The organism is Exiguobacterium sp. TNDT2, from assembly GCF_003331145.1.
GTDB lineage: Bacteria > Bacillota > Bacilli > Exiguobacteriales > Exiguobacteriaceae > Exiguobacterium.
Genome location: NZ_QLVE01000023.1, coordinates 59,810 through 72,893 on the forward strand (window position 1 = coordinate 59,810; position 13,084 = coordinate 72,893).

Sequence of the window (13,084 nt, forward strand, 5' to 3'; positions counted from 1 at the left end):
CCTTCACTGGCTCGCTTTTTTTGTATGTCACAGGTGGAAACTCGGAGCGATTTTCTCTAAGATGAGAAGGACAGACTAAAGATAGAGGAGATTGACGATATGGACATCGAGGCAGCCCGACACTTTTTCTCACAACTTGAAGGCGATTATACGGACCGGCTCGAGGCGATCGCCGTCGAGCTAGAGCGGACGGGGACGTACACGCTCACGACCGAAGAGTTGACGGCAGGCGCGAAGCTCGCCTGGCGAAACTCGAACCGATGCATCGGCCGTCTGTTTTGGCAGACGCTCACCGTCCGGGACGCACGGCACGTGACGACGTTCGACGAGGTGTTTGAGGCGCTCGTCAGCCATCTGCGCTACGCGACGAACGACGGGAAGGTTCGCTCGACGATGACCGTGCTCCCGAACGAGTTTCGGCTCTTGAACACCCAACTCATCCGCTATGCCGCATATGAGACGGAAGATGGCATCATCGGCGACCCGTTATCGCTGACGATCACGAGGCAGGCCGAGCGACTCGGATGGGTCGGGCCGGGGACTGCATTCGACGTTTTGCCGCTCCTGATCACCGACGGGCGTGAGGTCCGACTCCATGAACTGCCAGACGACGCAGTGCTCGAAATCGAGATTCGGCATGAGGCGTACGACTTGTTCGACGGACGAACGATCAAATGGCACGCCGTCCCGGCCATCGCCGACATGGAACTTGAGATCGGGGGCTTGCGCTTCACGTCGGTCCCGTTCAACGGCTGGTATATGGAGACGGAGATCGGGGCGCGCAACTTGGCCGATTCGGACCGCTATAATCTATTGCCGCTCGTCGGCGCGTCGCTCGGGCTCGATACGTCGAAAGAACGGACGCTTTGGCGCGATCGGGCCCTTGTCGAATTGAACGTCGCCGTCCTGCAGTCGTTCGAGCAGGCCGGGGTGACGATTGTCGACCACCACACGGCGGCGAAGCAGTTCAACCGGTTCGAGAAGAACGAGCGTGACGCCGGACGTGACGTGACCGGTCAATGGAGCTGGCTCATCCCGCCGTTGTCACCGGCCGCGACGCACGTGTTCCATCGTCACTACAATGACGAAATTGTGACGCCGAATTTATTTGCGCGCTCCGGTTGTCCGTTTTCTGCGTTTCAAGCGTTGGCAAAAGAGGAATCTAAAGCCTAGAACCGAAATGAGAGGATGATGAACGTGGCAGTCCCGATTTGGAAACGAGCCGTTGCGAGTCAAATCGATCAATTTATTTTTCAGACACCGGCGAAACTCGTCGAGAAGGCGATTCGGAAAAAATTGCGGCCCGGTAAAAAAGTGAAACGTTACTATTTACCGACGCTCGTGACGATGGCCGGTGAAGTCTATTTCCTGTTGAGCAAAAACGGACAGACGATCGGCGACCGAGTCGTCGGCATTAAAGTCGTGAGTCAGGACGGACGCCCGCTCTCGCTCGAGCAAGTCGTGAAGCGGACGCTTTATAAAGACGTCGTCTATCCCGCGACGCTCGGATTGCCGCTCCTGAAGGCGTTGCAACAAATCAAGTCAGGCAAAGCGACAGAATTGCCGCATGATGAGTTTGCCCATACGAAGTTGATTTCGACCCGATAAGTCGAAGGCTGAGACAGAGCGATGATGCGTCGCCTGTCTTTTTTCACGGGAATCGGTCGAGAAGGAACGAATCCGAAAAATAAGGTATAATAAAGTAGGAAAAAATTGAACGAGCAACGGAGGATTTTTGTTATGACCAAAATCGCATGGATTACCGACAGTATGGCCAATTTCTCGAAAGAAGAGGCGGCCCGTCTCGGTGTCGATATCGTCCCAATTCAACTAATTGTCGACGGCAGCGGCTACAGTGAGGTCGACTTGTCAATCGAGGACTTGCACCGCTACATGATCGACCAAAAGAAAGAGGCGAAGACGTCACAGCCGATTTTCGGCGACTTCATCGCTCGCTATGAGCGTTTGAAAGAAGAAGGGTATGACTGCGCCATCGCCGTGCATTGCTCGAACGGCTTGAGCTCGACCGTAAAAAACTCGAGCGCGGCGGCTGAGGCGGCCGGCTTCAAAGTGTACACGGTCGACTCGCATGCGGCGCTCGAAGCGCAGCAAGAGCTCGTCCGTCTCGGACTTGCCGCTGAGGCCGAAGGGAAATCAGCTGAAGAGATTGTCGCCTTGCTCGAGGCGTGGCGCGACAAGAAGAACTTCTTCATGATCATCGGCAACATGGAGACGATGCGCCGCGGCGGTCGTGTCTCGTCCGGCGAGATGTTCCTCGCCAACATCTTGAACATCAAACCGATTATCACGCTCGATGAGACCGGGAAAGTCATTCCTTTCAAAAAAGCGCGGTCGCTCAAGAAAGCGTACGCTGAGATGGTGACCGAGCTCGAACGCCGCCACGCCGCGAACGGGATTCGCAATAACCGCGTCTTCGTCCAGACGGCACTCGCGCCAGACATGCAATCGGATTTGATTGCGCTCATCCAAGCAAGAATGCCGGATCTTGAAATCGTCAAGACGCGTTTCTGTCCGTCGATCGCGGTCCACGCCGGTTTTGAGACGGTCGGGATTCTCTGGCTCGACGCATAACCAGAACAGGAGGGAGTCTGATGGAAGCTGTCACCACACTTTCGGCGCTACAAGACCGGATTGCGGGCACGGACCAATTGCTCGTCTATGTCTCGCATCCGACCTGCAGTGTCTGCCACTCGCTCAAACCGCAAGTCGAGGCGATGCTGACGGAGTTCCCCGATATCGAGGCGGTCGCCATTGATTCGGACGAGGTACCGGAAATCGCCGGCGCCTATTCGATTTTCACCGTCCCGGTCGTCCTGTTTTTCCTCGGCGGAAGAGAAACGCTTCGCCGGGCCCGGTTCGTGCCAATCGGCGAACTGACGCATCAACTCGAGCGTCTCCAGGAGATGCGCGGCTGAATCCACAGACACCGTCTGTGGATTTTTTGGTTGTTTGCGCCTTAGACAGGGAATCGGGAAAGTAGTTGCGTCACTTTTTTGAATGAAGAAATGAGGAAGCACTATGGACATCATTCGCCACTCCGAATGGGCGGACACGAAGCTCACGCTCCATCTCGTGTCGCAAATTCTCGGGAAAATCAAACTCGGGCTCGCCCCGCAAGAACCACAGTGGGCCCACGTCACGTTGCCGCTCACCGTGACCGGATTTTCGACCGGTCCGCTTTGGAGCGGGGGGACGCTGTTCGAAATCGACGTTGATGTCGCGGCTGGAATCATCACGGTGCAAGTCGAGTCCAATCGAACGATGTTTCCGCTTGAGGACGGAAAATCGCTCAAAACGTATTACACAGAAATTCTCGGTACGCTTCAAGCGTCTGGCATCCATCTTATCCTCAATCCGAAGACGCAGGAGATGCGAGAACTTCGCTACTTGGACCGGGATGAGGCGTCGCTCGCTTACGATGCCGATGCCGCGCTGAAAGGAGTGCGCCTGTTCCAATACGCTGCGCGGGAACAAGCGACGTTCCTCGCCCCGCTCCGATGCCGAAAAGTGAAACCTGCCTTATTTTGGGGCACGTTCGACGTCTCGTCCATCATCATCTACGGGAAGTCCGAGCCGTTCCTGGAAGACAAACTGATCGAGAAGGCGGCGTTCGACGAGCACATGATCGAGTTCGGCTTTTGGCTCGGGGATGCATCCGTCGACGTGCCGATGTTCTTTATCTTGCCGTATCCGTTCCAATACACTGAGCTCGCCTCGGAGCGGATTCAACCTGCGGACGCCTACTACGACGCCAAGATGAGCGAATGTTTCTTGTCGCTTGGGCACGTGACGCCAGGTGATGTCCAAGTGTTCTTCCGAACGTCGTTCGATCTGTTGAGTGAGCAGCTCAGATGGGAAGGATGCGCGCACTATTTCTTGTCGCTTAATATGCCGCCGCAAGCAAAACAAGAGCCCGCAGAAGAAAGTCTGTGAGCTCTTGTTTAGTTTAACGTACGGTAGCGCGTCGTTGGCCCGTTTCCGACACGAATCACTTTTCGTTCGGCAATCAACTGTTCGATCAGTTTTCGGACGGTCCCTTTGCTTTTATTCAAATAGGCTTCGAGTTCTCTTGTCGTGAATTCGGACTGTTGACTAAGCCATTGTTCGAGTTTGTTTTCGTCAGAGTCAGGTGTCGTTAGCTGTTGTTTAGGCAACGTCACGACAAAGGCGTTCGGACTCGTAGTCCAGAATGGTCGTTCGAGACTTTCTTTGTAGCTTTCTTTGATTCGTTGTAACCCGGTACCGTAACTTTCAATCCATTTCAGACGATACAATACATTGGCCAGCCTTGAATTACGACTCTGAGAAATGCCTAAATTGATATCCTCAATCGTTAAGCCCTTTACAAGTCCACCCACCGAGACAATTTCGATTCGGTTTTGGAATAAATGAATCAAGGCGCTACCGCTAAAATTATAATCGCGATGTGTAACGGCGTTTACAAGAGCTTCTCGCAAAGCAGGACTAGGATAACTTTCGGTCTCGATCCGTTTTAGACCGACGAAGCGTGCTGACGTGGCATTGTTCAGACTAAGGTATTCATAGACCGATTCGACTTGTGCGAGAATGGAGCCGCTAAATTCTTTACGATCTTGAAATTCAAGCTTGTCGTTCCCTAAATAGCGGGCGCATTTGATTGAGTGTTCGCATTGGTCAGAAAGAAGGAGACCTAAATTTGTGTAATAGCCATCATCTGTCATCAGGCCAAGTGTACGTTGTTGCTCGACACCAAACTTGATGTTCGTTTGAGCAAAAAAGTGAGAAGCTTCCTCGAAAGTCAGTTCCTGTTTCAAACTACGCATCGTTTCAAAGTTCGTCCCATCTGATTCGATAATCATTTGACGAATATTTTCTTCCGATGCATTTGTGACAGACGTACCGTACCGAATGAAAACACCCGACGATTTCATGCCTTTTCTCTTCAGATGATAAGGGCGTCTCGTTCCGCGGGCCACAGTTATTTTTATGACCTCTTTTTTGTCGAGCTCAATCACTTCTAAATATAAATGGACTAGAATATTTGGTTGAATGTTATCATGTAGCTTGTTTGATACTGCTTCGAGTTGTTTACGTGCGTTAGGGACACCGAGGACGGTACCATCATCTTCTATACCGATATAAAGAACACCACCTTGCGTGTTGGCGAACGCAATCACTTCGTGAACGACAGCGTCTGTAAGTTCTCGCTTGAACTCAACCGTAGGCGACTCTTTCATGTGATGCACCTCTAATCTATTATTTGTATAGATAAATTATAATCGATTATAATCGATTAATCAAAAAAATCGATTTGGACGGGAGTCCGAATCGATCACTATGTTCAACCTTCAGTTGTCTGTGGGACAAGGTAAATCAAACCGAACGGGTTATGGAGCAAGTTGTCGATCGACGTCCGCTCGTCTTCACCCATCTCGACCGTGAACGTCTTGCCGTCCTCGAACGTGAAGCTGTCTCCGTCTCCGAACATCGAGCCACCCGAGATGAGGTGGAAGTTGAACGAGTGGACGACGTGAATCGCGTCTTCGATTTCGAGTGTGGCCGGTACGGCGACGTCGGCATGACCGAACGCTTTCATGCCCCACGAGACGTAGGCGTCTTCTTCTTCCGTGATGGCCGTCAAGAGCGAGTAGTCGAGAGCGAGGTCTTCTTCTTTCGACTCCTGCCACTCGTCTTTCGAATAGGCGACACCGGCCGTTTCGACCATGACGCCGAGTCCGCCGGCGTTCAAGATGGCGTTGGCTGCACGGCGCGCCGCCGCGATGTCTGACACGTCATTGACGTCGACGATCAAATAGACGATGTGCGTATGGCGGGCAAGCCCTTTCGCGATTTTCGGCGTGAAACCGCTCGAGCTGGCATGAATCATCGCTTCGGCGAGCGCCGGGTCGCGCTCGATGACTTCGACCGTGAACGCTTTCCCGGTCTCGTCTTCTAACAGTAACAGGCCGGCCATCGTGTAGCCTTCGCTATGTAAACTGATTTGTTCGCTGACTGCCTCGGCCGATGACCAGTTTCCTGGGATGGCGAGCAACACTTGTGTACGGTTCATAAGAATCATCCTCTTCTTCAAATAATCAGGCCCCTCACAGGGAGAGGCCCGGTCTCTTCTCTTATTATGCCCTATTTGGCGAAAAATTATTCTTGATACGTCTTCAAGACTTCTTGGAGCGGGATTTGATCGATTTTACGGCGGCTGATGAACGTGCTTGTGAAGAAGAGGAGCGTCACCGCACCGAGCGTGTATAACACGTATACCCACTCGAATTCGAGCGGCAGGACGAGGCCATAGTCTTCCGCGAACACGACGATGATGACCCGCAAAATGATGAGGGCGATCGGGATGCTGAGCAGTGCCGACACGAGCCCATAGATGAAGTAGCTATTGAGAATCATCGACCGGACCTCGCTCCGGTCATAGCCCATCACTTTCAAGAGTGAGATGACATAATAGTTTTTCTCGACCGTGAGCGCGATCAAGACGAACAGGATGCTGAAGGCGATCAACGCAGAGCCGCCGATCATGACGTTCATCATCAAGTTCATGTATTCGTTGATGGACTGGGTCTGCTCGATCAGTCCGCTTCGGGAGATGACCGTCGGATAGTACGTCTCATCCGGCCGTTCGGTCGCATAAATCCCGTTGAACAAGTCACGTGTCGTCCCGCCCGACAATTGTTCGCTGAGCGTCGCCCGAGGCAGATAGACGACGTCGCCCGCGTACTCGTCGGCGATGCCGCGGATTTTGTACGACAACGTCTCATTGTCGAGTTCGATGTCAATCGTGTCCCCGGCCTCAAGGCCGAGCTTCAAGGCGAGCGAGGCGTTCACGATGACCTCGTCTGAGGCGGGCGTCAAGTTATCTCCGTCCGCGTTGGTGAGACGATAGAGCGTATTCGTCTCATCAAGCCCTTTCAACGTGACGAGCTTGTCTTCGACGAAGGCGAACGGGTAAGTGAGGAACGGCTCTTGTCCGTCACGAAGCGCGGGTTGCGTCGTCGTGTACGCCTCATATTCATAGTCGGCCTCATTCAACTCGCCGACCGTCATCTGGTCGACGGCCCCGTTCATCATCAAGGCGAAGACGATGAGGAGCGTCGAGAACAGGATGCCGAAAAAGAAGATGATGAAACTGCCCGTGCTTTTGACGGCATATAAATATTTGAATTTCGTCTTGCCGCGCGCGTTCCGGAGCAGACGGCTGACGATGCGGCTCAGCCGGTTCAGCGAGACGTTGTCTCGAGGCGACAGCAAGGCGAGGGCGCTCTCGCCCATGATTTTATAAATGACGGACCCGGCGACGAGCGCGAAGAATAGGAGCGGGGCGAAGACGGCCGTGAGAAACACGAGCGGGCTCTGGGCGATGGTAATCGACGGCAACAGATAAAAATCGAGATACAGATTTTTGAGCGGCTCGGCGAAGTAGAGACCGAGGAAATAACCGATGATAAGCATGAGCGTCGCGAACAGCAAGATGAAAATCAGATACGGGAGCGCGATTTGCCGGCGGTTGTAGCCAATCGCTTTCAAGAGGCCGATTTGCCCGCGTTCGGCCTCGAGCATGTTCGAGATTAAAATGGCGACGATGATGACGGCGATTGAGACGATGAACAGGCTCAAGCCGAGCGCCATCGCCTTACCGGACGAAATCTCGCTATAGATGGCGCCGCTGCGCATGATGTTCTCCGTCTCCATGACCGAGATGACGAACGGGAGCTCGATGTCCGTCACGACCGTCCCGTCGCTGACACCGGCGAGCCGGAACGACTCCGTTCCAACGACCTCGTCGTAGGCGGCGTCCGTCATCAAAAGGAGCGTCTGCGTGCCGGGGTCCAAGTTGAAGAAGTTCTCATCAAACAGCGGGAGCGTGTAGTCCGGGAACAAGACGAACCCACTCACCGTGAACGGCGTGCCAAGGTCAATCGTGTCACCAATCTCAATTTCGTTCTTCTCCGCGTATTTCGCATTGATGGCGACCTCGTCGTCGCGCTCGGGCCGCTTGCCCGCCTCGAGATAGGACGTGTTGATCGTGTCCGCTTCTTTTAAGACGAGCCCGCGGTGTTCGCTCGAGCCGAACGGATAATTGAACAGTTTTGAGGCGCGCAGCTCAAGCGTCGCATCTTCCATCTCGCCCTCGACGGCGTCGATGCGGGCCGCGATCAAGTCATCGAACGCCGCCTCATCGACTTGTCTCAACTCCGAGAGCGTATAGCGGCCAGAAGCGACGAAATCTGCCAACTCTGGCAGTGCCGCCTCTTCTTCCGTGACCCGGTTCAGCATCTCGACGGCGAAGTCTTCTTGGTTCGAGGAGGCGAGGTACTCCTCGGTCGGTACTTCGATGCCGCTGATGCCGTAAAACATCATCGTGTACGTGAGCGAGCTCATGACGATGATGACGGCGATGGCGAGGAGTTGCATCCACTTCCCAGCGAGTGTCTTCCATACATTTTTATACAGCATCTGTCTCACCCCCAATGGATGTCGCGAGCGGCTTTTCGGCTCGGGTTATGTGTGTATTCGACAATCCGTCCCGAGTTCATCTTGATGACGTCGTCGGCCATCTCGCTGATGCCCGTGTTGTGCGTGATGACGACGACCGTCTTGTTGTATGTCTCGTTCAAGCGCTCGAGCAGTTCGAGCACGCGTTTTGAATTGTCTTCATCGAGCGACCCCGTCGGTTCGTCACAAAAGAGAATGGACGGATTTTTGGCGAGACTTCGGGCGATGGAGACACGTTGTTGCTCGCCGCCTGACAGTTGGTACGGATACTTGTCACGGGCGGCCGCTAGCCCGACCTGGTCTAACAACTCTTCGATGGGGAGCGGGTCGGTGGATAGATCGGCGCCGATTTGAACGTTCTCGTAGACGGTCAAATTTTGGAGCAGATTATATTGTTGAAAGATGAAGCCGAGATGATTGCGTCGAAACGCTGTCATCTGTTCAGACGATAAGTCCGTCAAGACGGTGTCACCGAACGTGATTGTTCCGGACGTCACCGTGTCGAGGCCGCTGATGACGTTCAACAGCGTGCTCTTACCGCTCCCACTCGGACCGAGAATGACGACGAAAGCCCCGTCGTTGATCGTCAACTCGATGTCTCTCAGCGCCGCAGTCTCAATCGCCCCGGTCTTGTAGACTTTACTGACGTGCTCGATATGAATCATGTGGATTCCTCCTTTGTCCGTGCTATCTTTTACCCGTTTCAAACAAGATGTGGACGGGAATATGTGAAACTTCAAGGGAAGTTCGGATTTGAAAAAATAGTGAAACCGCTTGGATTGTGATAAAATAATATTACCAGGTACTAACATTGATTGAAGGAGAGGCCACATCATGAAAATTGCTTACATTACGGACAGCACGATTGTCCTTCCAGACTCGATTCAGCAACATCCGGACATCCACATCGTCCCGCTCTACGTCGTCAAAGGGGACGAGCCATATAAAGACGGCGTCGAGGTCAATGCGGAGACCGTGTATGAATGGATCGATGCCGGTGAGCGCGTCTCTACGAGCCAACCGGCCATCGGCGACTTCGTCACCTTGTATGAAGAATTGAAACAAGAATACGACATGGGCATCGCCATCCACTTGTCATCTGACTTGAGTGGCACGTATTCAGCATCCGTCCAAGGTGCGGAAATCGCCGAGTTCAAACTGCGGGCCATCGATTCCCGGGCTGGCATCTATACGATGGGGCTATTGCTCGAGGAGTTGATTGAACGCGTCGAACGCGGAGACGCGCTCGACGATGTCGAGGTGTATATGAAAGAGCGCGTCGAGGACGTCCGCATCGAGTTGACGATTCAAAACTTGACGCAAATGCAAAAAGGCGGGCGCATCTCGAAATCAAAAGCGCTCATCGGCAACATGTTGCAGTTAAAGCCGGTGCTTCGTTTCGAAGACGGCCTGATCGTCCCGTATCAGACGGTCCGGACGTATAAGAAGGCACAAGCTCATTTGTTCGAAGCGCTCCGTGAAGCCATCGCCTCGGGTGAGTGCAAAGACGTCTCCATCTTCCATGGGAACGTTCCGGAGCTTGCCGAATCGTGGAAACGGGAGCTCGGTGACGATATTCAGATTCGGGTCGACACGCTTGCACCGCTCCTTGGGGCGCATACGGGATCGGGTTCGATCGGCATCTCGTTCTTGAAAGCAAAATGATGGGCGGGCCGTGACTCATGTCACGGTTTTTTTATTGTCACAACTTTCAAACCACGACTGGAATCTTTCACCAAAACCCTTCATACTATGTAGGAATGATCATGAAAAGGGGGGAGACGATGCGATTTCGGAAATACCTTATCAGAAGCTGGTTCTCGTGGTCGCTCGTCTTCATGGGAATCCTCGCTTACATATGGCTCGATATCGGCACGTTCGATTGGTCGTTATTTTGGTTCATCTTCACGCTCGGTGCCTTGTTCGTCATGAACCCGCTCAAGCGGCGGCATCTGCACTTCACGTTCCACGAGATGTTCGTTTTCATGACGTTTTTCCTGTACGGACTGCTCCCTGCCTTATTGATGGGACAACTCCTTTTACTCACGTTTCAGGTCCGGACGTTCACGAACAAGGTCGGACGTCGGCGCTTTTTGCATTTCTATCCGCTCAATACGTTGATCGAGGCGATGTTACTCGTATTGCCGGGACTTGTCTATTTGTGGCTCGGCGGGGAGATTGGACCGAACGTCCATCTGCTTGAACAGGGGACGGCGCTGCTCGGCTTCTTCGCCGTCTTGTTCCTCGTCCTCGGATTCAGCTTCCTTCTCTCGCGGTTCTTGATTGGGGAACGGATTCCACTCCCGATCATGTGGCGTCTGCTCCGATTTGATTGGCTCGTCATCTCGCTTGAACTGTTATTCACGATGGTCGCCATTGAAGCGTTCCAACTGTTCGATTATACGGGGTTGATGGCGACGTTTCTCCTCTTGTCCCTTCTTAAAATGAGTCTGTCTAAAGTAACGGAGACCGAGGAGACACAGTCCAAGATTGACCAAGTCGAACGCTTGAAAGAGCAGCTTTATCGGGTCGACAACGAGCAACTACTCATCGAGAAGTTTTGGAACGGGCTGCGGGAAGTCGTTGAGCTCGAGCGTGGTTGGCTGCAGGTCGACCGAACCGTCAATCAAACCTTTTACGACATGAGCGGCCGAATCATCGAACCGGTCGCGGATGCCGATACGCTTGAACGGCACCGTGATGCAGAAGAGCCATTTTTCATCTATGACTCGCTCCATGAATGGCACCCCGACCTACAAGCGCACCAAACCGAGTTCCATCATTCAGCGCTTGTCGTTCAACCGGTGTCGAGCACGACGAACGCGGTCAGTTGTATGATTTCCACCACGGCGAACGGAGCGTATGAAAGTGCGATCGCTGTCGAAATTTATCGACTCTTGAAAACGTTGTCCTGGTCGCTTGAACGAATCGACGAGCGGAACCGGCTCCAACATGAGAGTTTGACCGACCCGATGACGGGGTTGCCGAACCAGCGAGCGCTCAAACGATGGACGAAGGAACGATTGAATGATGTCGCGTCGTATCCGCTATCGATGTTCTTGATTGACCTTGATCATTTTAAAGCGATTAACGATACGTACGGCCATGCGTTCGGGGATGACGTCTTGATTGAGGCGGGGGCGCTGTTTAATCGTCTCGTACGGAGCGGCGACCTTGTCACCCGTTATGGCGGCGAAGAGTTCGTCTTCGTCTTTCCGCGTATGGACGAGGCCGATTCCATCAAAATGGGAGAAAAAATCCGACAAACGCTCCGTGTCCATCCATTCGGTTCGGAAGGGCTTCGGGTTCAGGTGACGGCGAGTATCGGCATCGAGACCATCCACGAGTACGAGGATTTGGATACATTGCTTCGTCACGCTGACCGGGCGATGTATGTCGGTGCGAAGTTCAACGGACGCGACCGTGTCGCGCATTACCGTGATACATCGACGGAACGGATTTAATAAAGGAGGACACCGGTCAACGGTGTCCTCCTTATGAATGAAGAGATTATAATTTCTGCTTGAAAATATCTGATTCGACCGCATGAATCGCAGCCGACCAAGAACCGTACCGATGAAGAATGGCTTTTGTAGATGGTTTGTTGTTCCGTTTGGCCCACTCTCGGTAGGCCTCGAAGGAAAGAGAGAATCCCATCTCGTGAATGGCTTCACGAAGCGCGTTCGAGAGCTCGGATTTCGAATAGGTCACACTCGCCTCAAGTCCCGCTTCGGCACAGGCATCATGCCATGAACCGAACGTCTTGACGATATGATAATGACTCGGTGCTTTCGGATGAAGCTTGCGCCATTCCTGATATTTTTTGAGCGTGATAATCGATCCCATGTCACGTGAGTAAAGCGCAAGCGTTTCAATGATATCTTCACGCGTGTACTTCGGCATTTTATCAGGAAGGTCAACAGGCGCCTCTCCATGCCATTCGAAGCCGGCAATCGCGAGCGCCTCGGCCCACGATCCGAATTGTCGAATAATCGACTCGGGAGATGGCCAGCTTTGTTCCATCGCGAAGCGACGGTACACAGATCGACGTGGACGTTCCTTCAACAAGTCGCCGAGTAGACGGATACAGTGAATCATCCTCTGTTGCTCGGTAGACAAGTGGTGGGATTTAGTGGATAACGTTTGACTCAATGATGGTTCCTCCTTCCATGGACTCATATCTGAACCGACAAAGATGACGAAATTGCTTCTACAATCATACTATCGGACAGTTATTAAAATTTATAAGTAGATTTTTTAAGTTTTTTGTCTCGAATGTGAACGAAGCTAGGTCTAAGGTCTAGTAATAAATTTGGAAAAACGGTAATTGCTCCATTACAAATTTAATATTAAATGGATTCAATTGTAAATAAAAACTTTCATTTGGACCCAATTGTCATTTTATGTACAAAAAAGTACCCAACCGTCCAATGGGGTCATCACCGTCGGACCGGTTGAGTACTCTTCTATAATAAATTTAATTTTCAGACTAATCAATGAAAGTTTCGAAAAATAATGATTTTTTTTGAAAGGGTGGTCAGTGTAACAGACGGTCTGCTAAAATAAT

The 13,084-nt window shown here is 52.5% G+C and carries 12 protein-coding genes; 7 read left to right on the plus strand and 5 right to left on the minus strand.

The features are described from left to right. The first annotated feature begins 99 nt into the window (after window positions 1-99). From DPV68_RS11380 to DPV68_RS11400, 5 genes are all read left to right on the plus strand, one after another. Window positions 100-1,173, plus strand: coding sequence for a nitric oxide synthase oxygenase (locus DPV68_RS11380; RefSeq protein WP_114166926.1), 1,074 nt, complete (start codon window positions 100-102; stop codon window positions 1,171-1,173). Between the two features lie 18 nt (window positions 1,174-1,191). After that, window positions 1,192-1,608 (plus strand): RDD family protein, encoded by a 417-nt coding sequence (locus DPV68_RS11385; RefSeq protein WP_232819618.1) that lies wholly within the window; start codon window positions 1,192-1,194, stop codon window positions 1,606-1,608. A 132-nt stretch (window positions 1,609-1,740) separates the two neighbouring features. Continuing rightward, complete coding sequence (locus DPV68_RS11390) at window positions 1,741-2,592, plus strand: DegV family protein (protein WP_114166928.1); 852 nt, start codon at window positions 1,741-1,743, stop codon at window positions 2,590-2,592. 20 nt (window positions 2,593-2,612) lie between these two features. Continuing rightward, on the plus strand, window positions 2,613-2,936 hold the full coding sequence (locus DPV68_RS11395; protein WP_114166929.1) for a thioredoxin family protein: 324 nt from the start codon (window positions 2,613-2,615) through the stop codon (window positions 2,934-2,936). Between the two features lie 103 nt (window positions 2,937-3,039). Further along, window positions 3,040-3,954, plus strand: coding sequence for a DUF5996 family protein (locus DPV68_RS11400; protein ID WP_114166930.1), 915 nt, complete (start codon window positions 3,040-3,042; stop codon window positions 3,952-3,954). Between the two features lie 8 nt (window positions 3,955-3,962). Here the strand turns inward: DPV68_RS11400 and DPV68_RS11405 are convergent, their stop codons facing one another. The 4 genes from DPV68_RS11405 to DPV68_RS11420 all read right to left on the minus strand — a co-directional run bounded on the left by DPV68_RS11405 (window position 3,963) and on the right by DPV68_RS11420 (window position 9,182). Continuing rightward, on the minus strand, window positions 3,963-5,237 hold the full coding sequence (locus DPV68_RS11405) for an RNA-binding domain-containing protein (protein WP_114166931.1): 1,275 nt from the start codon (window positions 5,235-5,237) through the stop codon (window positions 3,963-3,965). 104 nt (window positions 5,238-5,341) lie between these two features. Further along, window positions 5,342-6,070 carry a DUF4261 domain-containing protein gene (locus DPV68_RS11410; protein WP_232819619.1) on the minus strand — a complete coding sequence of 243 codons (729 nt, stop codon included), beginning with the start codon at window positions 6,068-6,070 and terminating at the stop codon, window positions 5,342-5,344. Between the two features lie 86 nt (window positions 6,071-6,156). Then, complete coding sequence (locus tag DPV68_RS11415; protein ID WP_114166933.1) at window positions 6,157-8,478, minus strand: ABC transporter permease; 2,322 nt, start codon at window positions 8,476-8,478, stop codon at window positions 6,157-6,159. Window positions 8,479-8,483: 5 nt separating this feature from the next. After that, entirely contained in the window at window positions 8,484-9,182 is a 699-nt protein-coding gene (locus DPV68_RS11420) for an ABC transporter ATP-binding protein (protein ID WP_114166934.1), read from the minus strand. Between the two features lie 169 nt (window positions 9,183-9,351). Here DPV68_RS11420 and DPV68_RS11425 point away from each other — a divergent pair, with 169 nt between their 5' ends. Together DPV68_RS11425 and DPV68_RS11430 are read left to right on the plus strand one after the other, a co-directional pair. Then, on the plus strand, window positions 9,352-10,182 hold the full coding sequence (locus tag DPV68_RS11425; RefSeq protein WP_114166935.1) for a DegV family protein: 831 nt from the start codon (window positions 9,352-9,354) through the stop codon (window positions 10,180-10,182). Window positions 10,183-10,301: 119 nt separating this feature from the next. Continuing rightward, complete coding sequence (locus DPV68_RS11430; RefSeq protein WP_114166936.1) at window positions 10,302-11,981, plus strand: GGDEF domain-containing protein; 1,680 nt, start codon at window positions 10,302-10,304, stop codon at window positions 11,979-11,981. A gap of 46 nt (window positions 11,982-12,027) precedes the next feature. Here DPV68_RS11430 and DPV68_RS11435 read toward each other — a convergent pair whose 3' ends face one another. After that, window positions 12,028-12,669, minus strand: coding sequence for a homing endonuclease associated repeat-containing protein (locus tag DPV68_RS11435; RefSeq protein ID WP_232819620.1), 642 nt, complete (start codon window positions 12,667-12,669; stop codon window positions 12,028-12,030). Window positions 12,670-13,084 lie beyond the last annotated feature (415 nt).

Excerpts from the sequence above, each read along its gene's own strand:
- DPV68_RS11400 (WP_114166930.1), top strand. The coding sequence starts at position 3,040 with ATGGACATCATTCGCCACTCCGAATGGGCGGACACGAAGCTCACGCTC.
- DPV68_RS11415 (WP_114166933.1), bottom strand. The coding sequence starts at position 8,478 with ATGCTGTATAAAAATGTATGGAAGACACTCGCTGGGAAGTGGATGCAA.
- DPV68_RS11420 (WP_114166934.1), bottom strand. The coding sequence starts at position 9,182 with ATGATTCATATCGAGCACGTCAGTAAAGTCTACAAGACCGGGGCGATT.
- DPV68_RS11390 (WP_114166928.1), top strand. The coding sequence starts at position 1,741 with ATGACCAAAATCGCATGGATTACCGACAGTATGGCCAATTTCTCGAAA.
- DPV68_RS11395 (WP_114166929.1), top strand. The coding sequence starts at position 2,613 with ATGGAAGCTGTCACCACACTTTCGGCGCTACAAGACCGGATTGCGGGC.
- DPV68_RS11425 (WP_114166935.1), top strand. The coding sequence starts at position 9,352 with ATGAAAATTGCTTACATTACGGACAGCACGATTGTCCTTCCAGACTCG.
- DPV68_RS11380 (WP_114166926.1), top strand. The coding sequence starts at position 100 with ATGGACATCGAGGCAGCCCGACACTTTTTCTCACAACTTGAAGGCGAT.
- DPV68_RS11405 (WP_114166931.1), bottom strand. The coding sequence starts at position 5,237 with ATGAAAGAGTCGCCTACGGTTGAGTTCAAGCGAGAACTTACAGACGCT.
- DPV68_RS11410 (WP_232819619.1), bottom strand. The coding sequence starts at position 6,070 with ATGAACCGTACACAAGTGTTGCTCGCCATCCCAGGAAACTGGTCATCG.
- DPV68_RS11385 (WP_232819618.1), top strand. The coding sequence starts at position 1,192 with ATGAACGTGGCAGTCCCGATTTGGAAACGAGCCGTTGCGAGTCAAATC.
- DPV68_RS11430 (WP_114166936.1), top strand. The coding sequence starts at position 10,302 with ATGCGATTTCGGAAATACCTTATCAGAAGCTGGTTCTCGTGGTCGCTC.